Annotated in this window: 16 protein-coding genes and 1 tRNA gene; 8 read left to right on the plus strand and 9 right to left on the minus strand. The window is 62.7% G+C overall.

Annotation, left to right across the window (positions count from 1 at the left end; translation table 11 throughout):
* Positions 1 to 132: 132 nt before the first annotated feature.
* Both ubiG and VGU00_RS12460 read left to right on the plus strand, forming a co-directional pair.
* The gene (gene ubiG / locus VGU00_RS12455) at positions 133 to 858 is read left to right on the plus strand and encodes a bifunctional 2-polyprenyl-6-hydroxyphenol methylase/3-demethylubiquinol 3-O-methyltransferase UbiG (protein ID WP_327468935.1); all 726 of its coding nucleotides are present in this window, start codon (positions 133 to 135) and stop codon (positions 856 to 858) included.
* Positions 855 to 1,448 (plus strand): YdeI/OmpD-associated family protein, encoded by a 594-nt coding sequence (locus VGU00_RS12460; RefSeq protein WP_327468937.1) that lies wholly within the window; start codon positions 855 to 857, stop codon positions 1,446 to 1,448. The genes ubiG and VGU00_RS12460 overlap by 4 nt, the downstream gene beginning before the upstream one ends.
* 121 nt (positions 1,449 to 1,569) lie before the next feature.
* Here VGU00_RS12460 and VGU00_RS12465 read toward each other — a convergent pair whose 3' ends face one another.
* From VGU00_RS12465 to VGU00_RS12500, 8 genes are all read right to left on the minus strand, one after another.
* On the minus strand, positions 1,570 to 2,241 hold the full coding sequence (locus tag VGU00_RS12465; RefSeq protein WP_327468939.1) for a glutathione S-transferase family protein: 672 nt from the start codon (positions 2,239 to 2,241) through the stop codon (positions 1,570 to 1,572).
* Between the two features lie 78 nt (positions 2,242 to 2,319).
* Entirely contained in the window at positions 2,320 to 2,745 is a 426-nt protein-coding gene (locus VGU00_RS12470; protein ID WP_327468941.1) for a hypothetical protein, read from the minus strand.
* Between the two features lie 121 nt (positions 2,746 to 2,866).
* A complete protein-coding gene (gene gltB, locus VGU00_RS12475) occupies positions 2,867 to 7,396 on the minus strand; it encodes a glutamate synthase large subunit (protein WP_327468943.1) in 4,530 nt (1,509 codons plus the stop codon).
* A complete protein-coding gene (locus VGU00_RS12480; protein ID WP_327468945.1) occupies positions 7,396 to 8,154 on the minus strand; it encodes a DUF2059 domain-containing protein in 759 nt (252 codons plus the stop codon). The genes gltB and VGU00_RS12480 overlap by 1 nt, the downstream gene beginning before the upstream one ends.
* Before the next feature lie 8 nt (positions 8,155 to 8,162).
* Entirely contained in the window at positions 8,163 to 9,356 is a 1,194-nt protein-coding gene (locus tag VGU00_RS12485; protein ID WP_327468947.1) for a DUF2059 domain-containing protein, read from the minus strand.
* 20 nt (positions 9,357 to 9,376) lie between these two features.
* On the minus strand, positions 9,377 to 10,819 hold the full coding sequence (locus tag VGU00_RS12490) for an NAD(P)-dependent oxidoreductase (RefSeq protein WP_327468949.1): 1,443 nt from the start codon (positions 10,817 to 10,819) through the stop codon (positions 9,377 to 9,379).
* 159 nt (positions 10,820 to 10,978) lie between these two features.
* On the minus strand, positions 10,979 to 11,779 hold the full coding sequence (locus VGU00_RS12495) for an undecaprenyl-diphosphate phosphatase (RefSeq protein ID WP_327468951.1): 801 nt from the start codon (positions 11,777 to 11,779) through the stop codon (positions 10,979 to 10,981).
* On the minus strand, positions 11,779 to 12,717 hold the full coding sequence (locus VGU00_RS12500) for a complex I NDUFA9 subunit family protein (protein ID WP_327468953.1): 939 nt from the start codon (positions 12,715 to 12,717) through the stop codon (positions 11,779 to 11,781). Before VGU00_RS12500 ends, VGU00_RS12495 begins: the two co-directional genes overlap by 1 nt.
* A gap of 200 nt (positions 12,718 to 12,917) precedes the next feature.
* On the opposite strand from VGU00_RS12500, the gene VGU00_RS12505 reads away from it, so the two are divergent.
* The 6 genes from VGU00_RS12505 to VGU00_RS12530 all read left to right on the plus strand — a co-directional run bounded on the left by VGU00_RS12505 (position 12,918) and on the right by VGU00_RS12530 (position 19,889).
* Positions 12,918 to 13,004 (plus strand) — tRNA-Leu (locus tag VGU00_RS12505).
* Positions 13,005 to 13,478: 474 nt separating this feature from the next.
* Complete coding sequence (locus VGU00_RS12510) at positions 13,479 to 15,077, plus strand: TolC family outer membrane protein (RefSeq protein WP_327468954.1); 1,599 nt, start codon at positions 13,479 to 13,481, stop codon at positions 15,075 to 15,077.
* Positions 15,074 to 17,242: a type I secretion system permease/ATPase gene (locus VGU00_RS12515; RefSeq protein ID WP_327468956.1), complete on the plus strand. Its 2,169-nt coding sequence runs from the start codon at positions 15,074 to 15,076 to the stop codon at positions 17,240 to 17,242. Before VGU00_RS12510 ends, VGU00_RS12515 begins: the two co-directional genes overlap by 4 nt.
* The gene (locus VGU00_RS12520) at positions 17,239 to 18,633 is read left to right on the plus strand and encodes an HlyD family type I secretion periplasmic adaptor subunit (protein ID WP_327468958.1); all 1,395 of its coding nucleotides are present in this window, start codon (positions 17,239 to 17,241) and stop codon (positions 18,631 to 18,633) included. The genes VGU00_RS12515 and VGU00_RS12520 overlap by 4 nt, the downstream gene beginning before the upstream one ends.
* A gap of 126 nt (positions 18,634 to 18,759) precedes the next feature.
* Complete coding sequence (locus VGU00_RS12525; protein WP_327468960.1) at positions 18,760 to 19,164, plus strand: hypothetical protein; 405 nt, start codon at positions 18,760 to 18,762, stop codon at positions 19,162 to 19,164.
* Positions 19,161 to 19,889: a hypothetical protein gene (locus VGU00_RS12530; RefSeq protein WP_327468962.1), complete on the plus strand. Its 729-nt coding sequence runs from the start codon at positions 19,161 to 19,163 to the stop codon at positions 19,887 to 19,889. Before VGU00_RS12525 ends, VGU00_RS12530 begins: the two co-directional genes overlap by 4 nt.
* Positions 19,890 to 21,673: 1,784 nt before the next feature.
* Here the strand turns inward: VGU00_RS12530 and VGU00_RS12535 are convergent.
* Positions 21,674 to 21,835 (minus strand): hypothetical protein, encoded by a 162-nt coding sequence (locus tag VGU00_RS12535; protein ID WP_327468964.1) that lies wholly within the window; start codon positions 21,833 to 21,835, stop codon positions 21,674 to 21,676.
* Positions 21,836 to 23,046 lie beyond the last annotated feature (1,211 nt).

Below are 23,046 nucleotides of genomic sequence, written 5' to 3' on the forward strand. Positions count from 1 at the left end.
TGCCGCAACTTCCCGTGGATTTCCGCGGCGCTCGCGTCGTTACGGAAGGGGGCGGGCGATGGCAAGCGTGAGAACCTATGCGTGCGATAGAATTTCTTGCACCCGTGAAGGTGCGGTGCCACATCGCGAAGCATGAGCGCCGCGACGATCAATCCGAATGAAGCCGCCCATTTCGGCGCGCTCGCCGCCGACTGGTGGGATCCACACGGGTCTTCGGCGATGCTGCACAAGCTCAACCCGGTGCGCCTTGCCTATATCCGCGACCAGATCGACGCGCATTGGCAGGTCGATGCGCGTCAGCGCCATGCGCTTGCCGGCCGAACGGCGATCGATGTCGGTTGCGGCGCCGGGCTGCTTGCCGAGCCGCTGGCGCGGATGGGCGCGGCGGTGACGGGTGTCGATGCAGCGCCCGAAAATATCGCGGCGGCGCAGCGCCACGCGGCGGGGCAGGGGCTGGCGATCGCTTATCACGCCGGCGAACTCGCGGCATTGCCGCCCGCGACCTTCGATCTCGTCACCTCGATGGAGGTTGTCGAGCATGTCACCGATCCGGCCGCTTTCGTCGGCGAACTCGCGGCGCGGCTTGCGCCGGGCGGACTGATGATCCTGTCGACGCCGAACCGCACGATGCTGTCGAAATTGCTGCTCGTCGAGGCGGCCGAACGCATCGGTGCGGTGCCGCGCGGGACGCACGACTGGGACCAGTTCCTGAAGCCCGAAGAACTGACGAAATTGCTCGAAGGCGCGGGGCTGGAAGTCGTCGACCGTACGGGCTTGTCGCCATCGGCGGCGAAGGGTTTCAAGCTTGGCGGCAGCGAGGCGCTCAACTATCTGGTCGCCGCGAGGCACACGGCGTGAGCCGCGATCCGCGCGTCGACGATTATATCGCGAAGCGCCAGCCGTTCGCGCAGCCGATCCTGACCCATTTGCGCGAACTGGTGCATAAACATGCGCCTGGCTCGCAAGAAACGCTGAAATGGGGCGTGCCGCATTTCGTGCTGAACGGCCAGAATCTCGCGGGCATGGCCGCGTTCAAGGAGCATGCGACCTTTGGCTTCTGGCGCGACGAGGAGGTGACGGGATCGCCGCGCGATACCGGCGCGATGGGTAGCATGGGGCGCCTGACATCGCTCGCCGACCTGCCCGACGACAAGCAGATGGCGGCGTATATCGTCAAGGCAGCCGCGCTTTGTGCAGAAGGCAAGCCCAAGCGCCCGGCACCGATGCCCAAGGCCGCGCTCGACCTGCCCGCCGATCTCGGAGCGGCGCTCAAGGTCAACGCGGCAGCGCAGGGCCATTGGGACGCCTTCTCGCCGGGCAAGCGCCGCGACTATATCGAATGGGTGCTCGAGGCGAAGCGCGAGGAAACGCGCATCAAACGCATCGAAACGATCGTCGCGCAGGTCGCCGAGGGCAAGGACCGCAACTGGAAATACAAGGGCTGCTAGAAGAATAAACCCGTTCGCCCTGAGCTTGTCGAAGGGCCGTTCTTCCTTCTTGCGATATCAAAGGCAAGGACGGTGCTTCGACAAGCTCAGCACGAACGGAGTGGGGCGTTCATCCGCTCCCCTAGAAGTCCACGTCCTCATAATATTTCGGCGGCGTCACGATTTCCATCCGCTCGGCTAGCAGCGGGCGGAAGCTGGGCCGGGACTTGAGTCCCGAATACCAGCCCTTCGTCTGCTCGTGCCCCGTCCAGTCGATGCCGCCGAGATAGTCGGCAACCGAGATATGCGCCGCGGCGGTGAGGTCGGCGAGGCTCATCGTCGCGCCGGCGAGCCAGGTGCGGTGATCGATCAGATAGTCGACATAGTCGAGGTGGTTGTTCGCCGCCTTCATCGCCTCACGCAGCGCGCCGCCGTCGGGCGGCTGGCGGTGGACGATGCGCTTCTGCATCCGCTCGAACAGCAGCGGGCCCGTGACTTCATAATAGAAGTCATGGTCGAACCACGAGGTCAGCCGGCGGATTTCGGCGCGGTTCGCCGCCGTGCCGTTAATCATCGCCTTGCCTTCGACGGTTTCCTCGAAATATTCGGCGATCGCCATGCTGTCGATCAGCACCTGTCCGCGCGTCTGATCGACCATCACCGGCGTGCGGCCGGCGGGATTGAGGTCGATGAATTCGTCGCGGCGTTCCCACGGCGATTCGCGCACCAATTCGTACCCGACGCCTTTTTCGCCCAGCAACAGGCGAACCTTGCGCGAAAAGGGACAGAGCGGGAATTGATAGAGTTGCCACATACCCCCGGCATAGCGGCAGCAAGGCGCCGGGCGCAACGCCTATGGCGCGCGGCGGTAAAGCGATTGTGGATTAAGCCGTCAGCGGCGCGCCTCCGCGCGCTCCCTTTCCCACTGGGCGGCAAGATCGCGCGCCATGTCCTTGAGGACCGGGGCATAAGCCGCGAGCGCCGATGCTGCGTGGCCCGCCATCCGCGTTCCGGCGCGTACATCGTCACCCATGCGGTTCGCATAGTCGGCACCGCGGCCGGTCACTTCGCCGAGCGTCGCGTCGGGCGGGATATAGGCCGCGTCGGATTCGGGATCGATCTCGGCCACCGCCTTGGCAAGCGGGCCGACCTGCATCTGCATGAGCGCGCCGACAACAGCAGTGATCGTGTCGGCCATGCGGTCCTGCGCTACCGGATCGTTGAGCGTCGCGACGGCCCCCTGCATCTCGCTGGCGGATGCGGGCACGGGCGCGGCGAGCGCGAACAGGGGTAGGGCGAGCAGGGCGAGGCGGGTCATGGCTCGATCCTTTCGAGGGGGACGAGGGGGTTCATCAAAGCCGCGTCCCTAAAGGAAAGACGCTTTCGCTGGGGTGAACGTCGCGCGGCGATGCGACGAAGCGCACCGCCTCCGCGACGGGTCATTCGGCCGCGACGACCTCGACCTCTTCCTCGTTCAGCGGATGCGTCAGGCGGCTCAGCATTTCCTTCGGACACACCTGCCAGAAACGGTCCCGCCAGCGATCCCAGTCGGCGAGGATTTCGGCCGACCATTTGCTGCCCGTCGCCTTGGCATGCTCTTCGACGAGTCCCCTGAGGACGGCTTCCCAATGGCTGCTGGCGAGGCGTTGCCAGACGATCGATTCGCCGTTGGCGCGGCGTTCGAACTGGTCGTCGGTGTCGAGGATGAACGCCATGCCGCCGGTCATGCCTGCCCCGAAGTTCGAGCCGACAGGACCAAGGATCACCGCGGTACCTCCGGTCATATATTCGCAGCCGTTCGCGCCGCAGCCCTCGACGACGACCTTCGCGCCCGAGTTGCGGACCGCGAAACGCTCGCCCGCCTGACCCGCGGCGAGCAAGGTGCCTGCAGTCGCGCCATAAAGGACCGTATTGCCGACGATGCTGTTGTGCTGGCTGACCAGCGGGCTCGAGACGGTCGGGCGCACGACGATGCGGCCGCCCGACAGGCCCTTGCCCACATAGTCGTTGGCGTCGCCGAAGACCTCGAGCGTGACGCCCTGGCACAGGAAGGCGCCGAGCGACTGGCCCGCCGTGCCGCGGAGGCGCACCTGCACATGGTCGTCGGCGAGGCCCTTCATGCCGAAGCGCGCGGTGACCTCGGCCGACAGGCGCGTGCCGACGGCGCGGTGCGTGTTGCGGACATTGTAGGTCAACTGCATCCGCTCGCCGCGCTCGAACAGCGGCTTGGCGTCACTCAGGATCTGCGCGTCGAGGCTGTCGGGCACTGCGTTGCGGAACGTCGGCCCTTGCGAACGGCGCTGATCGTCTGGCGCGTCGACCTTGGCGAGGATCGGATTGAGGTCGAGGTCGTCGAGATGCTCGGCGCCGCGGCTGACCTGGCGCAACAATTCGGTACGGCCGATCACCTCGTCGAGGCTGCGGCAACCGAGCTTGGCAAGGATTTCGCGCACCTCCTCGGCGATGAAGGTCATCAGGTTGATGACCTTCTCGGGCGACCCCGTGAACTTCTGCCGTAGCTTCTCGTCCTGCGTGCAGACGCCGACAGGGCAGGTGTTGCTGTGGCACTGGCGCACCATGATGCAGCCCATCGCGACGAGGCTCAAAGTCCCGATGCCATATTCCTCGGCGCCGAGGATCGCGGCGATCACGATGTCGCGCCCCGTCTTGAGCCCGCCGTCGGTGCGCAGGCGGATACGGTGGCGGAGGCCGTTGAGCGTCAGCACCTGATTGACTTCGCTGAGGCCCATTTCCCACGGCGTGCCGGCATATTTGACGCTGGTCTGCGGGCTGGCACCCGTGCCGCCGGTGTTGCCCGCGACGAGGATGACGTCGGCGTGCGCCTTGGCGACGCCCGCTGCGACGGTGCCGATGCCCGCGCTGGAAACCAGCTTCACGCAGACGCGCGCCTTCGGGTTGATCTGCTTGAGATCATAGATGAGCTGCGCCAGATCCTCGATCGAATAGATGTCGTGATGCGGCGGCGGCGAGATCAACGTCACGCCCGGCGTTGCATGGCGCAGCCGCGCGATGAATTCGGTGACCTTGAAGCCCGGAAGCTGGCCGCCTTCGCCGGGCTTGGCGCCCTGCGCGACCTTGATCTCGATTTCGTCGCACGCGCCGAGATATTCGGCGGTGACGCCGAACCGCCCGCTCGCGATCTGCTTGATGTTGCTGTTGGCATTGTCGCCGTTCGCATAGGGGCGATAACGTTCGCTCGCTTCGCCGCCTTCGCCCGACACCGCCTTCGCACCGATGCGGTTCATCGCGATCGCCAGCGTCTCATGCGCTTCGGGCGACAGCGCACCCAGCGACATGCCCGGCGTGACGAAGCGCTTGCGGATTTCGGTGATCGCCTCGACGCTGTCGAGCGCGACGCCCTGCGCCGGATAGTTGAACTCCATCAGGTCGCGCAGATAGATCGGCGGCAGGTCGGCGACCCCGCGCGCGAACTGCAGATAGGTCGAATAGCTGTCGGTCGCGACTGCGGTTTGCAGCAGGTGCATGAGCTGTGCCGAATAGGCGTGCGCCTCGCCGCCCGCGCGCTGGCGATAGAAACCACCGATCGGCAAGGTGGTGACACGGCTGTCGAACGCCGCCGTGTGCTTGTCGGTCGCGTTGATGAAGAGCGACTGATAGCCCTCGCCCGAAATCTTTGCCGGCATGCCGGGGAAGAGGTCGTTGACGAGCGCGCGCGACAGGCCGACCGCTTCGAAATTATAGCCGCCGCGATAGGAGGAGATCACCGCGATCCCCATCTTGGCGAGGATCTTCAAGAGACCGTCGTCGATCGCTTTGCGGAAGCGGAGGTGACAGTCGTTCAGCGACAGCTCGCCGCCGAACAGGCCGCGCGTCCAGCGGTCGGCGATCGCGGCTTCGGCCAGATAGGCATGGACCGTCGTCGCGCCGACGCCGACGAGCACGGCGAACGCATGCGTGTCGAGCACTTCGGCCGAACGGACGTTGATCGAGGCATAGCTGCGCAGCCCCTTGCGCACGAGATGCGTGTGCACGGCGGCGGCGGCAAGCACCATCGCCATGCCGACGCGCTTCTCGCCAATATTCTGGTCGCTGAGGAAGAGCTCGGAGCGCCCGGCGCGCACGGCCTCCTCGGCCTCGCGGCGGACGCGCGCGATGGCTTCACGTAGCGTCGCGGCGTCGCCGCCGGCGGCAAAGGTGCAGTCGATGTCGGCAACCGCATCGCCGAAATAGGCGCGCAGGCGATCCCAGTCGTCGCCGACGAGCACGGGAGAATCGATCACGAGGACGTGGTCGCTCTGCCCCTTTTCGTCGAGGATGTTCGCGAGGTTCGCGAAGCGCGTCTTGAGGCTCATCACATGCCGTTCGCGTAAGCTGTCGATCGGCGGGTTGGTGACCTGGCTGAAATTCTGGCGGAAGAATTGCGCGACGTGGCGCGGCTTGTCGGAAATGACCGCGAGCGGCGTGTCGTCGCCCATCGACCCGATCGCTTCCTTCGCATCCTCGACCATGGGACTGAGGATCAGTTCCATATCCTCCATGGTGAGGCCCGCGGCGACCTGGCGGCGGAGCAATTCGCTGCGTTCGAAGGTCGGCAGGCTCGACTTGCCGCCCCTGGGCAGGTCGGCCATCGTACGGAAGCCCTTGACGCGCGACGCATAGTCGGCGGCGTCGGCGATCTTGTCCTTGATCGCGAGATCTTCGTAGAGCGTGCCGTCGTCGAGATCGACCGCGATCATCTGACCCGGGCCAAGGCGGCCCTTCTTGCGCACGCTGGCCTCGGGCAGCAGCACCATGCCGCTTTCCGAGCCGACGACGAGCAGATTGTCGGCGGTGAGCGTGTAGCGGAGCGGGCGGAGCGCATTGCGGTCCATCCCGGCGACCGCCCAGCGGCCGTCGGTCATCGCGAGCGCGGCGGGGCCGTCCCACGGTTCCATCACGCTGGCGAGATAGGAGTACATCGCGCGGTGGTTGTCGGGGACATCGCATTCGGTCGTCCACGCCTCGGGGACGAGGATCAGCTTGGCGGTCGGCGCGTCGCGGCCGGCGCGGCACAGTGCCTCGAACACCGCGTCGAGCGCGGCGGTGTCCGATGCGCCAGCGGGGATCACCGGCTTGATGTCTTCCGAATGCTCGCCGAAGGCGAGGCTCGCCATCTTGATCTCGTGGCTCTTCATCCAGTTCTTGTTGCCGCGGATCGTGTTGATCTCGCCATTGTGGGCGAGGCAGCGGAACGGCTGCGCCAGCCACCATTGCGGAAAGGTGTTCGTCGAATAGCGCTGGTGAAAGATCGCGACGCGGCTCTCGAACAGCTTGTTCGTGAGGTCGGGGAAGAAGTCCGCAAGGCTCTCGGCAAGGAACAGGCCCTTGTAGATGATCGAGCGCGCCGACAGGCTGCAGATATAGAAGTCGGCGATCTGCGCCGCGATCACCTTTTTCTCGATGCGGCGGCGGACGAGATAGAGCTGCTTTTCGAACTCGGCGACCGATTGTTCGTCGGGCAGGGGCCCCGCGATCATGATCTGCTCGATCTCGGGGCGCGTGCGCTGCGCCTTGTCGCCGATCACCGAGACGTCGACGGGCACCTGGCGCCAGCCATAGATGGTGAAACCTGCGTCGATGATCTCGGCCTCGACGATCGTGCGGCATTCCTCCTGCGCGCCCAGATCGGTGCGCGGCAGGAAGACCATGCCGACGGCGAGGCGGTTCGGGCGCACCTTGTGCCCTGACGCCGCGATCGCATCGTCGAAGAAACGGACCGGCAGGTCGACATGGATGCCCGCCCCATCCCCGGTCTTGCCGTCGGCGTCGACCGCGCCGCGGTGCCACACGGCACGCAGCGCTTCGATCGCCGCCTCGACGACACGGCGCGACGGCTTGCCGTCGGTCGCCGCGACCATGCCGACGCCGCAGGCATCGGATTCCATGTCGGGGCGATACATGCCCTCGGCTGCGAGCCGCGCATGATCGGGGGTGGGATAGTGGGTCATTAGCTGCTTTGCCTTGAGGTTTTGTCTTCGGATGCGTTCATGAATTCGGCGACGACGCCCTCCACGATCTCGCTGAGCCGCGCGTCTTCTTCGGGCGTACTTTCGTTCGACCAGGCTGCGCCGATCTCGAGCAGCCTTGGATTGAGGGCCGTGATCTTGCGGCCGACGGGGCTCGCGTACATTCGCAGGATATCGCGCTCGCGCTCCTTGGTCATGGTGCGCTTCAAATCGCGCTCGACGCTGTCGGCGACCACAGCATTGAGGTCGCTCGACGTGATCGATGCATTCTCATTCTCGAGCAGATTGGTCATCAGCTTCGACAGATCCGCGCCTTCGCCGATGCTTTCGATCAGCCATTGACCCGTGGGACTGCGATAGAAGGCCAGCATTTCGCGCATTTCGGCATCGGTCATCGCGCTGGCGTAGACCGCCGCCATGCGATCCCACAGCACGGGCAGGCCGCCGATAACCTGCCGTTCGACTTCGGGTCGCATGGCTTCGATCATGCGCTTGATAATACCGGGATATTCGGCTTCGAGCGCCGCCAGGTCGGGATTCGCGGCCAGCGTCGAGGGCATGGTTTCGTCGAAAAGCTTGACCATCTGTCGACTGGTGCTGTCGGCGTTGTTCAGAAGCGACGCGATTTCCACGCCCAGCGCCAACGATCCTTGCGCGGGCGCGGCCGCCGACACCGGCGTGAGCCGGGCCGGCGGCGGTGCGTCGGGCGCGAGGGCCATTGTGAGAAGGAGCGCGAACATCGCTTGGCTTACTCCGTCGGCGGCAGTTTTTTGCGGGCGTTTGCGGCCGCTTCTTCGGCCGCCTGCAGCGCGGCGAGCGACGCGTTTTCGTAGGCGGTCTCAAGGTCCTCGACACGCTTCAGGTCGGCCGCCGACCAGTTGCTGCGGTCATAGGCGGGGTCGTCGACCGCCGCGACGGCGGCATCGGCAGCCGCAGCGGCGGCATCCGCGGCGTCGGCGGCCGCATCGACGGCATAATCGTCGGCGGCTTCGGCCACGTCGGTCGTCGCCGCGTCCTCGGCCGGGCTGTTCCACATGTCGCGCTGTTCCTTCAGCACCTTGACGTCGATCTTCATCAGCTTGGCGAGCTGGCCGAGTTCCTTGTCGCTGAAATCGGACAGCTGCTTTTCTTTCGGCAGCTCCTTCATGTCCTTTTCGATCTGCGGCGCACGATCGATGAATTTGGTGATCAGCGGAGGAACCGCCTTGATGATCGCCAGCATCACTTCGGGGTCGGCTTGCAGCGCCATCCATTCATTGGCGTAGAGCGTGCCAGTCGGCGTCGCGAGAAAGCCGTTGAGGTCGGTGAGCTGCGCCGCGGTGAACTTGCGCGCATAGGCTTTGGACATGCCCTCGCGCATCGGCGGCTCCATGTCGCCCAGCACTTCGCTGATCAGCGGCTTGATCACCTTGGTGATCTGGTCTTCGCGCTCCTTGCGGTGCGGATCGAACATGTCGGCGACCTTGGTTTTCGTCGCTTCGTCGAGCGCGGCGATCTTTTCGCTTTCGACACCGGTCTTGATCGACAGCATCAGGTCCGACTGGCCGCCGAACTCGCCCATGATCGTCTTGAACATCTTGCCGTACAGATTGTCGATCATCTTCTCGAGGCTGCCGCTGGGGATCAGCTGGCCCATCGTCTTTTGCGCGAGCGCAAGGCGCGCGGGTTCGATCGGCGGCAGGTTGCCGGTGTCGAACATCTTTTCGATCAGCGCGATCGCCTCGTCCATTTCCTTCTGCATCTTGGCCTTTTGCTCTTTGGCATAGGCTTCGCTGTCGAAGTCGCTGGCAGGCTCTTCCTCGACCTGCGCTGGTTCGGCGACCATCACCTCGGCGACCGGTGCTTCCTTGGCGGCCTTCTTCGGCGCGGCATGGGCTGCGGCGCCGAACGGCAGCATCGCGGCGGCACCGGCAAGCAGGATCGATTGGAACGACGGCATCATGAATTTTCCTTCCCTGTTGGTCATGCTGCCTTCTTTTCGCTTTTGGCCTTCGCTTTCAACCACTTTGCCATCTGGTCGCTGACATCGCGCCCGTCGCGGATGCCCCAGACGACCAGGCTGGCGCCGCGAACGATGTCGCCGGCGGCGAAAACACCGGGCAGGCTGGTCATCATCGTCTGGTGATCGACGCGCAGCGTGCCCCAGCGCGTGACCGACAGGTCGGGCGAACCGAACAGGTGCGGCAGTTCCTCAGGATCGAAGCCCAGCGCCTTGATCGCCATGTCGGCGGGCACATCGAACTTGCGGCCGGGATCGGCTTCGGGGCTGCGACGACCGCTCGCGTCGGGCGCGCCGAGGCGCATGCCCGCGACCGCGACTTCCTTGACATGCTTGTCGGCGGTGAAGCTTTCGGGCGCCGACAGCCAGACGAATTCGACGCCTTCCTCTTCGGCATTGGCGACCTCGCGCTGCGATCCCGGCATATTTTCGCGGTCGCGGCGGTAGAGGCACTTCACCGACTTCGCACCCTGGCGCACCGCGGTGCGGACGCAGTCCATCGCGGTATCGCCGCCGCCGATGACGACGACATGCTTGTCCTTGGCATCGAGGCGGCCGTCGTCGAACGCCGGCACGTCATCGCCAAAGCTCTTGCGGTTCGACGCGATCAGATAGTCGAGCGCGGCGATCACGCCGTCGGCGCTGTTGCCGGGAACGTTGATCTCGCGCGCCTTGTAGACGCCGGTTGCGATCAGAATCGCGTCATGCTTCTGGCGCAGCGCGTCGAGCGTCGCATCTTCGCCGACGGCAAAGCCGAGATGGAAATGGATGCCGCCCTCGACCAGCCGGTCGATACGGCGCATCACGACATCCTTCTCCAGCTTGAAGCCCGGGATGCCATAGGTGAGGAGGCCGCCGGCGCGGTCGTGGCGATCATAGACATGCACCTCATGCCCCGCGGCGCGCAGATATTCGGCGGCGGTCAGCCCCGCGGGACCTGCGCCGATCACACCGACCGACTGGCCGGTCGCGGCGCCGACATGCAGCGGCTCGACCCAGCCCTCGGCCCACGCGGTGTCGGTGATATATTTCTCGACGCTGCCGATCGTCACCGCGCCATGCCCCGAGAACTCGATCACGCAATTGCCTTCGCACAGGCGGTCCTGCGGGCAGATGCGGCCGCAAATCTCGGGCATCGTCGAGGTTGCGTTCGAAAGCTCATAGGCTTCGCGCAGGCGCCCCTCGGCGGTCAGGCGCAGCCAGTCGGGGATATGGTTGTGGAGCGGGCAGTGCACCGAGCAATAGGGTACGCCGCATTGCGAGCAGCGCGCCGCCTGTGCGTCGGCTTGCGGAGCGGCGTAGCGCTCGGCGATCTCGCGAAAGTCTTGCGCGCGCTCGTCGGCGGAGCGTTTGTCCGGATAGGATTGTTCACGCCCCACAAACTGGAGCATGCGATCGGAAGCCATGCAGTATCCCCTTCGTTGAGCGGGGATTTGCATGGCCCGAAAAGCCCTGTCACGGGCGAAATGCGAGTTAGGTCAGTATTGCTAACCTAAAATAAGGGGCTGATTTGCCTCAAGGCAGCTCTGCGCAATTATCTTTCGTCAATTGATACCGTTTCGGACCTATCTCATGCCGAGCCAGATCAGCGCGGCGACGCCGACGATGATTCGGTACCAGGCAAAGGGGGTGAAGCCGTAGCGCGTCACCACCGCGAGGAAGGCCTTGATCACCGCCCAGGCGACGATGAACGACACAAGCGATCCGACCGCGATCAGGCCAAGGTCGTTCGAGGTGATCGCGTCGCGATGCTTGAACAGTTGGAGCGCGGTCGCGCCGGTCAGCGTCGGCAGCGCAAGGAAGAAGCTGAACTCGGCCGCGGTCTTGCGGTCGACCCCGAACGACATCGCGCCTAGGATCGTCGCGCCCGACCGGCTGACCCCCGGGCTCATCGCGATACACTGGACCAGCCCGACAAGGATCGACTGCCGCGCCGTCACATTGGCGACCCCGCCCACGTCGGTGGTCTTGGCAAAGCGCTCGACCAGCAGGATCGCAAAGCCGCCGATGACGAGCGCCCAGGCGACGACGACGGCATTTTCCAGCAACAGCTCGATATAGTCGCCGAAGGCGAGACCGAGGATGACCGCTGGGAAGAAGGCAAGGAGAAGGTTGCGGACAAAGGCGATTGCCACCGGATCCCGCCGGAAAAAGCCCGTGAACATCTCCCAGAACAGCTTCCGGTACAAAACGACGATCGCGAGGATCGCGCCTGGCTGGATCGCGATATTGAAGATCGCCCAGCGCGAAGCGTCGTAGCCGAGAAGTTCCGTTGCAAGAATCAGGTGCCCCGTCGAGGAGACGGGCAAAAACTCGGTCAGACCCTCGACGATGCCGAGGATGATTGCGGTCAGCCAGATGCCCATTATCGCGAGGCGAGCTCGGCAAAGCGCCCGTTGCGGCGATATTGGACCAGCCAGCCGTCGGCAACCGCGGCAAGCGACGCCGGTGTGATGCCAAGCTGCGCGGCACCTTCGACACCTTCCGCGACGATATTGTCATGCTGCAGCATCAGCCACTGATCCTTGGTGATCGGCGCGCCGGGCGCCCAGCCGAAGCCTCTCGCGAGCGTCGAGGCGACAAAGTCGGGGACGTCAACGAACAGCGGCGAGCGGCCGGTCGCGTCGGCGATCCAGCAGAGGAGCTCGGCCATCGTCAGCACCTGCGGGCCACCGATTTCGAAAGTCTTGCCGGCGGCGGCGTCACCCAATGCCGCGACGACGGCATCGGCGACATCGCCGACATAGACTGGCTGGAACTTCGCATTCGGCGCGATGACCGGCACGACGGGCGAGATGCGCATCAGCGTCGCGAAGCGGTTGATGAACCGGTCCTCGCGTCCGAAGATGATCGACGGGCGCAGGATGGCGGCGTCGGTAAATGCCGCGCGCACCGCGGCTTCGCCGTCGCCCTTGCTGCGGCCATAGGCCGACGCGCTGCCCGCGTCGGCGCCGATCGCCGAGACATGGACGAGCGCTGCCGCGCCCGCCGTCCGCGCAGCCGTCGCGACGTGGCTTGCGCCGTCGGCCTGCACCGCCTGCATGTCGCCAAAGGCGCCGACGAGGTTGATGACGGCGTCGCTGCCCTGAACGGCGCGTGCGACGCTGGCGGCGTCGCGAACGTCGCACGCGACGAACTGCGTCTGGCCGAGACCGCCGAGCGGTTTGAGGAAGGTCGCCGCGCGCGGTTCGCGCTGCGCGACGCGAACGCGCGCGCCGCGTGCGAGCAGGCGTTGCACGACATAGCGACCGAGGAAGCCGCCGCCGCCCAGCACCGTGATCAATTGCCCATCGAGTTTCTGCATGTGCGTCCGCCTGTATCGATTCTCTGGATGGCGCGGGTGCGCCGACGGCCTTCCCCATGCCGCGAAGCGGGAAGGGGGGCAAGGGGCGACGGCGGCAATATGACGCAAAAGCTGACGCTTTGCGATAAAATGCACATTGTGCCCCGCGACGCAGTTGACAAGGCAAGGGACCCGCCGCTAAGCGCCCGCTCCTACCCCGTGCCCAGATGGCGGAATTGGTAGACGCACCAGCTTCAGGTGCTGGCGATCGCAAGGTCGTGGAGGTTCGAGTCCTCTTCTGGGCACCATTTTCCCGTTTGCCGACGGTTGAAGAAACAACGTAAATCTGGGAAAGAGCGCCCGACCTTCTCGGGGAACGGGCGCGTCGTCGCGCTGGCGGCTTTATCGTGCCGAATCCCGATGCCGGTTCGGCCCCTGGAAAGGGGATCCGAGTTGTTGGTGCAGTGCCTGCGGTATTTCGCCAAATATTCGACCTGAAAATGCGATAAACGATCCAGCCCGAAGATCGGGATTGACTTGAAAATATTTGTAATCAAATCATTGCCCTAGCCGGGACTTCCAGTCTGCTCGGCTAGGGGCGCGTCGCATATGTCGTTGATTATAGAGAAAAGAAGTCGGCGGGAATCGAATCTTTCTCCCGATACCCTTGATCTGCCGGACTATGCGCATCAGCGAAATATTGCGGTCGGCTTGCAATAGTCATGGCAATGGGTTTCGGCGCGACGCAGCGCGCTGTTCTGTCTATCTTTATTTCCGGAGCCTTGTGGTTTCCGGTCGCGGCGCAAGAACAGCGGCTCAGCCCGGTGCATGATTCCTACGCGGATCCCGACCTGCCTTTCGAGGCAGAGGCGGGAGAGCCGACGCCGGACGACAGTCTCGCCGCCGCGATCGCAGAGGCGTTCGCTTCCAATCCCGGGCTCGCGTCGCGCCGCTATGATCTTCGCGCTACGGATGACGAAATCGGGATCGCGCTGTCCGGTATCCGGCCCACCGCGCAAATGCAGGTTTCGGGCAATTACGACTATATCCTGCCCGGATCGATCACCCAGGCCGCCCGGCCGATTTCGGACCGGCTGAACGACCCGCATATCCAGCGCGACAATGTGGCGACGCAGCTGGTCATCGACCAGCCGATCACCACCGGCGGGCGCGTGCGCGGTGCCGTCTCTGCCGCGGTCGCGGCGAGCGCCGCCGGGCGCGAGGTGCTGCGCGGGGTCGAGGGCGATCTTCTGGTCGAACTGATCGCGGCCTATAGCGACGTCCGGCGCGACCGGCGGTCGCTCGCTATCCGCCGGAAAAATGTGCGCGTACTCGAAGCGACGCTGGACGAGATCGTCGCGCGCCGCGAAGCGGGCGAATTGACGCGGACCGATATTGCGCAGGCGGAAACGCAGCTTCAGGCGGCGCGGGTGCAGCGCAATGTCGCCGAGGCGCAGCTGGAGGCGAGTACGGCATCCTTCGTCGCCATCGTCGGCCGTGAACCCGGCAACCTTGCGGCCGAACCTGACCTGCCGGGCCTGCCCGCCAGTCCCGACGAGGCCTTTGCCGTTGCCGAAATGGCCAATCCCGATCTGGCGGCCGCGATGGCGACCGAACGGGCGTCGCGCGCGCGGATAGCGGCCGCGCGCGCCGAGGGGAATCCGCAGCTGTCGATCCAGGGGATTGCGGGGACGAACGGCCCGGCCCTGCCGTTCGACGAGCGCGAGCATGATGTGACCTTTACCGGCCGGGCGACGCTGACCATTCCGATCGTGTCGGGCGGGCGCGTCCGCTCGCTTGTCGCGCAGGCCCGGAACCGGCAGAGCGCCGATGCCTTGCGCGTCGATGCGACACGCCGGCAGATGGTGCAGGCGGTGCTCAACGCGTGGAACCAGTGGGTCACCGCGACGCGCAATCTCGAGGCGCAGACGTTGCAGCTGAAGGCGGCGCGCATCTATTATGAAGGCACGTTCGAAGAATATCGCGAAGGGCTGCGGTCGACCTTCGACGTCCTTTATGCGCAAAATTCGCTGCGCGAGACCGAGGTGGCGCTGCTCGCCAGCAAGCGCGACAATTATGTCGCGCAGGCGGTCCTGCTTCGCCAGCTCGGCCAGCTCGAAACGCGGCAGCTGCTTGCCGGGCCGCCGCTCTACGATCCGGCGGAATATACGAAGCGCGCGGCGCGGCGCGGGGGACTGCCCAGCGACGCGGTCTTTCGTGCGATCGACAGCCTCGGCGCGCCGGCGGGGAAGCCGCAACCCGTCGAAGTCCCGGCCCCGGCGACCGATGCGCGGGTCGTTTCGCCCGAGGCAGGTGCGACCGAACCACGGACGCTCATCAAGCATGGCGCGAACCTGCCCGCCGGGGAGGGGCCGCAATGACCGCGCCAGCGCAACCGGGCGATGTGGCCGACGGCCGCGACGACAGCGGCCTTGTCGCCTATGCGACCATTCTCGCGCTGCATCGCATCGCGGTCGATCCGAACCAGCTACGACACGGTGTCGGGCACGACCGCGCCGTCGATGCCGACGATCTGAAGCGGATTGCGAAACGGCAGGACGAGGTCCGGGCAAAATCGCTCCGGACCAGTTATGACAAGCTGGAGCGCACCCCGCTGCCCGCGCTCGCGAACGGCCCCGCGGGTTGGTTCATCATCGCGCGCGTCACCGCCGACGAAGCGCTGATCCAGCCGCCCTGCCGCAGCACCGACGGCGTCCAGCCGCAGGTGATCAAGGTCGAGCGCAGTGCGCTCGAGGCGATGTGGTCGGGCGAACTGCTGCTCGTGACCACGCGTGAAGGCATCGGCGGGGTGACGCGCGCCTTCGACGTCAGCTGGTTCATTCCGCAGATCGTCAAATATCGCCGTTTGATCGGCGAGGTCCTGCTCGTGACGCTTGCGATCAACCTGCTCGGGCTGGCTTCGCCGCTCTTTTTCCAGAATGTGATCGACAAGGTCCTCGTCCACAACACGCTCGATACGCTGACCATCCTCGTGATCGGCTTTGCGGTCGTGTCGATCTGGGAAACATTGTTCGGCTGGCTGCGGACGCGGCTCTATTCCGAAACCAGCCAGAAGATCGACGTCGAACTCGGCGCGAAGCTGTTCCGCCACCTCTTGGGCCTCAACCTTTCCTACTTCGAGGCGCGCCGTGTCGGCGACGTCGCGATGCGGGTGCGGCAGCTCGAAACGATCCGCGAATTCCTGACCAACGCGTCGCTGAGCGTCCTTGTCGATCCGCTGTTCACGATCGTCTTCCTCGTCGTGATGTGGTTCTATTCGGTGCAGCTCTTCATCATCGCGGTGCTGGCGATCCCCTGTTACGTCGCGGTCGCTATCTTCATCACGGGCCCGCTGCGCGCGCGGATCGAGGAGAAGTTCGAGCGGTCGGCCGCCAACAACGCACTGCTGATCGAAAGCATCGGCGGCATCCAGACGGTGAAGGCGGGGGCGGTCGAGCCGCAATGGCAGGATCGCTGGGAACGCCAGCTCGCGGGATACAGCTTCGCGTCGCAGAAGGTTATCAACCTTGGCAATACGGGTAGCCAGCTGATCCAGCTGATTTCGAAGATCAACATGGTGCTGATCCTCTATTTCGGCGCCAAGGCGGTGATCGACAAGGACCTGACCGTGGGCGGGCTGGTCGCGTTCAACATGTTTGCGCAGCGCGTGTCGGGACCCGTCATCCGCATGGCGCAGCTGTGGCAGGATTTCCAACAGGTGCGCATCGCGATCGAACGGCTCGGCGATGTGCTGAACCAGCCGGTCGAGCCGGGCACCGGCAGCCGCGTTGCACTTCCGGCACTGAAGGGCGAGGTCCGGTTCGACGCCGTCAAATTCCGCTACGGGCTTGAGGGACCGTGGACGCTCGAGGATATCGACCTGACCGTGCCTGCGGGGACCACGCTGGGGATTGTCGGATCGTCGGGGTCGGGCAAGTCGACGCTGACCAAATTGCTCCAGCGCATGTATGTGCCGGCGAGCGGGCGGGTGCTGATCGACGGGGTCGACATCGCCCAGATCGATCCGGCCTGGCTGCGCCGGCAGATTGGCGTCGTGTTGCAGGAAAACCTGCTGTTCAATCGTTCGATCCGCGAGAATATCGCGCTGGCGAACCCCGCGATGCCGCTCGAACAGGTGATGGCGGCGGCCAAACTTGCCGGCGCGCACGAATTTATCGTCAAGCTGCCGCAAGGATATGACACGCCGGTCGAGGAGCGGGGGACGAACCTGTCGGGCGGGCAGCGCCAGCGGCTCGCGATCGCGCGTGCGCTGGTGACCCAGCCGCGCATCCTCATCCTCGACGAAGCGACGAGCGCGCTCGACGCCGAGAGCGAGGAGATCATCCAGCGCAATCTGAAAGCGATTTCGGCGGGCCGGACGGTCATCATCATCGCTCACCGCCTGTCCGCGGTGCGCCAGTGCGACAATCTGATCGCGCTGGAAAACGGCCATATCGTCGAACGCGGCTCGCACGAGCAATTGCTTGCGGCGGGCGGTCGCTATGCCGACCTTCATCGCCGGCAGAGCGGGGGGGGGCAGCCATGAGCGGCTGGCGCCACCATTGGGACGTACTGAAGGAAGCGATCCGCGCCGACCGCGAACGGCGCAAGGGCTTCATTCCGACGCAGGAGGCCGATTTCCTTCCCGCCGCGCTCGAAGTCGCCGAGCGCCCGGTATCGCCGACCGCGCGGGTGGTGACATGGGTGCTGGTGATCGGCCTTGCGCTGACCATCGTCTGGACGGTGTTCGGCCGCGTCGACGTCGTCGCATCGGCGCCCGGGACCCTGATCCCGACCGGAAATATCAAACTCGTCCAGTCGCCCGGTGCCGGCGTCGTGCGCGCGATTTACGTGCGCAACGGCGATGCCGTCCGCAAGGGGCAGGCGCTGCTCGATCTCGACCCGACGATCGTCGGCGCCGACCTTGCCGCCGCCGAAAAGGCGCTGGCGACCGCCGAGCTCGATATCGCGCGGAACAGGGCGATCGCCGATGCCCTCTCGGGCAAGGCGCTCCGCTTCGTTGCGCCCCCTGGCACCGCGCCCGAGATCGCCGAAACCCAGCGCCGGCTGATCGCTGCCCAGCTTGCCGAGATCGAGGCGATGTCGGCGAGCCTCGCCGCCGCGCGCGCCACCGCTTTGTCCGACGCCAATGCCGCGCGCGCCAACGCCGCGCGGCTCGCCGACACGGTACCGATCCTCGACCGTCAGATCGACCGGATGAACCGCCTCGATGCCAAGGGCTATGCGCCGGGGCAACGCCTGCTCGAGCTGCAACGCCAGCGGCGCGCAGAAGCGGGCGAGCGCGAAGTCGCGCTGACCCAGATCACGCGCGGCGAGGCCGAGGCGCGCAAGGCGGGCGAACAGATCCGCGAGACGCGCGAGACCGCGCTGCGCACCGCGCTGGCCGACCTTGCCAAGTCCGAAGGTGAGGCGATCCTGCGGCGCGAGGAAGTGACGAAGGCGCGTCAGATGAACCGCTTCCAGCGGCTCGCCGCGCCCGTCGACGGCACCGTGCAGAATCTCGAGGTGCATACGGTGGGCGGTGTGGTCGAGGCTGCGAAGCCGCTGATGACCGTCGTTCCCGCGCGCGGCGCGCTCGAGGTGCAGGCCAAGGTGCTCAACAAGGACATCGGCTTCATCCGCGTCGGGCAGGAGGCGGCGGTCAAACTCGAGGCTTTCTCCTTCACGCGTTATGGCGCGGTTCCCGGGCGTGTCGCGCGGATCAGCCGCGATGCCGTGCAGGACAAGGATCTGGGGCTCGTCTATGTCGTGACGGTCACGCTCGACCGCAGCTTCGTCGACGCCGACGGCCGGCGCTATGCGCTGGCTCCCGGCCTCGCCGCGACGGTCGACGTAAAGACGGGCACGCGGCGAATAGTTAGCTATTTAATCAGTCCGCTCCAGACAAGTATTTCGCAAGCAGGTCGCGAAAGATAATCTCGCGGATTCGGACGGTTTTCTGTCACTTTTTGAAATACTGCCGAATAGGTGGCGAACAATAGTTGACGGCGCCCCGGAAATCGGATTTTCTCTGTCTTAAGAGGTAGATGGGGGCATCTGTCTGTGATCGATTCGGGTCGTTTCCGTTCTGGAAAAGCGGGCATTCTGCCGTTGCTGGCGGTTGCCCTGTCGCTCGGCGCCTGCGCCGCGAACAGCTATATGGGCATTCCGCTCGCGCCCGGCGCGGCAGAGGCCGGTCTCCAGCGAATTGCCGAACGAGCTCGCGACGGAGACAAGCAGGCCCAGCTGGAACTCGGGTTGAAATTCGAGAAGGGTATAGGAGTGCCTTCGGACGCCCATGCAGCTCGAGCTATGTTTGCCCGGGCAGCGCGAGATAGCGGCGGCGTTATCTGGATATATTCGCCGCCGGTTCGGAAAGGCGAGTCGGGCAGGCTGATCTCCGTCGATTCAGGTCCGAAGATACAGGGCCTGCGGGAAGCCAAGGCGCGGCTGGAGAACGTCGATTGAAAGTGCGCCCTGCTCCGTTGATTTCAATGCGCCGATGGCTGGGCAAGCTTTACAGCCTCAGGGTTTCCGCCGGGGTCATCCCGCTAGTGCTCCTATGTTCCTGTAACGCAAATAATATGAAAGATGAATCCAAGATGCGGATTGTCTATCCTTTCTATGAAGATGGAAAGAAAACTTCAAATATTGTCTTGAATGTAGAAAATAGATTCTTGGCGGACAAACTGATTGGGAAATTCGATGGGCCAAGATTGATCGCGTTAAATTACAAAGACGATAGTCCAGCTTCCGATCTTCCTTGGAAATCTAGGGGGAGCATATTGTCATATGCCTTGGTTCCTCCAGAAAAAGTTCCGGGATATAGAAGCAATTTTATAGATCAGCCTATCGGCGAGAATTTCGATTGGTACAAATATGAAGGAAAAAAAGAATTTGGGCTGAAGAATTTTGCATATAAAGTTGTAAATTCTCCAGATTACCCGGAAAGGAATCTTTATCTAGAAGAAAAAGACTTTCACGATTTTTTCCTTCATTGCCCAGATGATCAAGAGATGGAAGAGAAGACGTGCCTGATCGGTAGGCAGGTTGAGCTGAAGTCGAAAGATGGTGGTCTATACCATATTAATTTGTACACTAGAATAAATCCGAATGACCGATCGGACTGGCGTGTCATAGATAGCTCGGTTCGGAACTTTTTTGTTTCTAGAATGGCCGTCGAAAAGCTATAGGACAAAGGTAAAATGCTATGAGCGATAGCGTATACTCTACTCAATTCCGATCGCAGCTTCGAGCCGCCACGGCCCAATCGCGCGCCGAGATCGGAACCAGTTTTAGCTTTTCGGCAAATCGCGCAAAATCATATTATAATATTGCAACCGTCTTGAGGCAGGAAGCTGAGCGCGTTCGACTTAAATATGTTGAGCAGGTTCAAAGCGGAGCGATAAACAATCCATACGCTTATAATGGAAGTGTCTATCAGGTAACGATGGATAATCTATTGGAGGCTGCTTATATACTTGAGACTCAGGCGGAAATTACAACTTACTCGGGGGAAGCCGGCGCAGCGGCCATATTGGGTAACTACAACGCACTTATAAGTAATAAAGGAAGATATGATACACCTCTCGACGTATTTTCTTGGGAAATTGACAGTGCTGTAGTAAATTTCTTTGAGAGAATGGTGGATATAGGTGGTGATTCTGTTTTTAACCAAATATCATCAAATTCCATCTTGGCCGTTGACGGGGTTGTTTGGAACAGTAAAGGGTTGATAAATCATTTCCCGGGCACCGGTTTGGGAATAGATTATACTAAGCTCCCGTCGGACTCCATAGTGTGGAGAATAGCGACGCCCAATGCCCGCAGATATCTTGAGGGGAGGAGCTACGGCGCTCTGGGCTTCTCCCTCATGAACAACGGTATATTTGTTGCTGCGGCCTATGGCACGAGCTGGGGCCAGTCGCTTGGGAAGCGACCCGAAGAGTATAATTTTGCCGGAGGGGCGAGCGGCCTCACAAACGGTCAGATAAGTTCTGATGGGCGATATATTGCGGAAATCGATGGATATGGGCGCAAGATCATCCGGCACAATGTGGCGGGCGGCGCTTATGTATGGGTCGAAAACGGAAGGCCCAGCCTGGGTCTCATGGAGGGGGTCGGGGCATCTGGCGCTGCGGTGGCGCTCGGCCCGACGCTCCTGAGCGAGGGGTTGGACGGCGTATGGGTGAATGTTAACGGTGTGCAAGTCTATCAGCCTTTGGGCTGGCGTAATCGAAACGGGATTCATGGAGCGGACTATATAAAGGATGTCCTCGGTGCCGATTTCGGTTCTGCGGGACTGAGATACCGCCACAATTCAGAAAATGGAGTATTTTATATCGAAGGGTCATCGACAGTCATGTCGGTGTCCCAGTATCTTAATCTGTTTGCAGGCGCAAATGGTACGAAAATTTATGGTGTTCCAACGACGATAAGGCAACCGAATGGCGATATGCTTGTTGGTAATACTATAGTTAATGTTGAAGGAGACAAAAAGACTGTTTATTTTCAAAGGGCTACCGTAAAGGAAAACGGAGATATTGAATATGACTCTTACGGGAGAGTTGAAAAAGAGCCCGATGGTTCCATAAAGATTGTTGCTATTTCTGAGGAAGAAGGCACGGCAATACTCAACATTGCTCAATCCGACGCCGCTGGTTTCGGGTCGTATATTGACGCGATGGTTAATTATGCGGACAACGGCGAAAATGGCGGCCTGGAGAGCCTCGTCGGCGAGATCGACGTTTCGGCTCTGGAAATCCCGAACTTAGAGATCGAATTTGGTGACGAGGAAATCGTCGTTGGCCTGCAGACAGTTTCTGACGCGCCCGTATTTGAAACCGATCCGGAAACGGGGGCCATCCTTCCGACGAATACCATGCTTCGGACTCTTCCTGATGGCTCTGTGGGTAAGGCGGATCGCTACGGGCGATCCGTGGAACTCGTTTTTGTAACGAACGAAGATGGTGTGCCGTTAAATGCCGCGGGAGAGCCGTTGCTCGACGCGGAAGGCAATCTGCGAACGGACATAACGGATACGGCGCCCGTCGTTCGCGAGACGCGCGTATCGGATGGCCAAGGCCGCAATGGCAAGGGCGGCGTCAAGGTCGTTCAGCAGATCGATCCGGACACCCATAAGCCGGTATCGACCGACATCTTGATCGCAGGTAATCCTGTCCCGTTCGATTTTTCCGACATCGGGGCTGCCTTGGGGCAGCAGCTTGGTTACCGAATTGCCGGAAATAATGTGGTTCTATCCATAGGCTCGTCGGCCATCCTGCAAACACTGGGCGACAACATTGGAGATGTCTTGGACGGGTTGATTGGCAATCAATCCGCGACCCAGGCCACCAAGGACGCGTTCTCGACATTTGGGCCCGAGCTGCTTGCCAATCTCAAGTCTGCGGGAGTGGGGGCGCTCTCCTCCTTCCTGACTGCGGAGTTGATCAACGCGGTTGGTCTGGACGGTTTGGCGGGAGAGCTTGCAAATACGACTGCTGGGGCCGTCATAGGGCAGGTTCTCACCAATATCGTGGATGGCGCTGCCCTTTTTGAGGGCGTTAACCTTGCGATGATTGGGAACGCCGTAGGGTCTTTCCTCGGAACCAAGCTCGCTCAGGAAATCATAGGTTTCGAAACCATCGGTGGTCAGATCGGCTCGGCCGTCGGCTCCGCCGTCGCGAGCGCGGGCCTAGCTCTGCTGTTCGCCGAGAAATTTACCATGCTGGGTGGTTTTGCGGGTCCGCTGGGGGCATTCGCCGGCGCATTCCTTGGCTTCATCGTGGGCGGGCTTATCGGCTCCATCTTCGGTGGCACGCCGCGTTCAGGTGCCGATGTCGTATGGGATGGGGTCAACGGTGAATTCAAGGTTGCGAATTCCTATAGCCGAAAGGGAGGTTCAAAATCTGCCGCCGAAGCGCTGGCTTCGAGCGTTGCGGAGACTTTCAACTTTGTCTTGACGGCTTCGGGCGGTCAGCTGTCCAATCCCCAAAATATACAGACCGGCAATTATGGCATGCGCAAGTCGAGCTATGTCTATCGTCCGATGTCGAGCAGGGACAAGGATGCGATAACCTATAAAATATCATCGAAATCAGAAGGAGCTTTTGATCGGATATCGGCGTATGGGATATTCAAAGGAATTACAGATCCAGATTTTCAGATCGTTGGCGGAAGTAACTATGTAAAGCGGGCTATATATGCGTCATTTGAAACGGCAGGAGTGACCGCAGAAAATTTCGAACAGTCTACCTTGATTGGTAATATATCTTCCGCGCGAGCATATGAAAATTACCTGCTTAATAAAATGGTGATTGGGGCACTGGCTTCCGCTGAATCTGATAGTGC

This window comes from Sphingopyxis sp. (assembly GCF_035944815.1).
GTDB lineage: Bacteria > Pseudomonadota > Alphaproteobacteria > Sphingomonadales > Sphingomonadaceae > Sphingopyxis.

Excerpts from the sequence above, each read along its gene's own strand:
- ubiG (WP_327468935.1), top strand. The coding sequence starts at position 133 with ATGAGCGCCGCGACGATCAATCCGAATGAAGCCGCCCATTTCGGCGCG.
- VGU00_RS12495 (WP_327468951.1), bottom strand. The coding sequence starts at position 11,779 with ATGGGCATCTGGCTGACCGCAATCATCCTCGGCATCGTCGAGGGTCTG.
- VGU00_RS12480 (WP_327468945.1), bottom strand. The coding sequence starts at position 8,154 with ATGTTCGCGCTCCTTCTCACAATGGCCCTCGCGCCCGACGCACCGCCG.
- VGU00_RS12535 (WP_327468964.1), bottom strand. The coding sequence starts at position 21,835 with ATGGGTGTCCGGATCGATCTGCTGAACGACCTTGACGCCGCCCTTGCC.
- VGU00_RS12485 (WP_327468947.1), bottom strand. The coding sequence starts at position 9,356 with ATGATGCCGTCGTTCCAATCGATCCTGCTTGCCGGTGCCGCCGCGATG.
- VGU00_RS12470 (WP_327468941.1), bottom strand. The coding sequence starts at position 2,745 with ATGACCCGCCTCGCCCTGCTCGCCCTACCCCTGTTCGCGCTCGCCGCG.
- VGU00_RS12520 (WP_327468958.1), top strand. The coding sequence starts at position 17,239 with ATGAGCGGCTGGCGCCACCATTGGGACGTACTGAAGGAAGCGATCCGC.
- VGU00_RS12465 (WP_327468939.1), bottom strand. The coding sequence starts at position 2,241 with ATGTGGCAACTCTATCAATTCCCGCTCTGTCCCTTTTCGCGCAAGGTT.
- VGU00_RS12515 (WP_327468956.1), top strand. The coding sequence starts at position 15,074 with ATGACCGCGCCAGCGCAACCGGGCGATGTGGCCGACGGCCGCGACGAC.
- VGU00_RS12490 (WP_327468949.1), bottom strand. The coding sequence starts at position 10,819 with ATGGCTTCCGATCGCATGCTCCAGTTTGTGGGGCGTGAACAATCCTAT.
- VGU00_RS12500 (WP_327468953.1), bottom strand. The coding sequence starts at position 12,717 with ATGCAGAAACTCGATGGGCAATTGATCACGGTGCTGGGCGGCGGCGGC.
- gltB (WP_327468943.1), bottom strand. The coding sequence starts at position 7,396 with ATGACCCACTATCCCACCCCCGATCATGCGCGGCTCGCAGCCGAGGGC.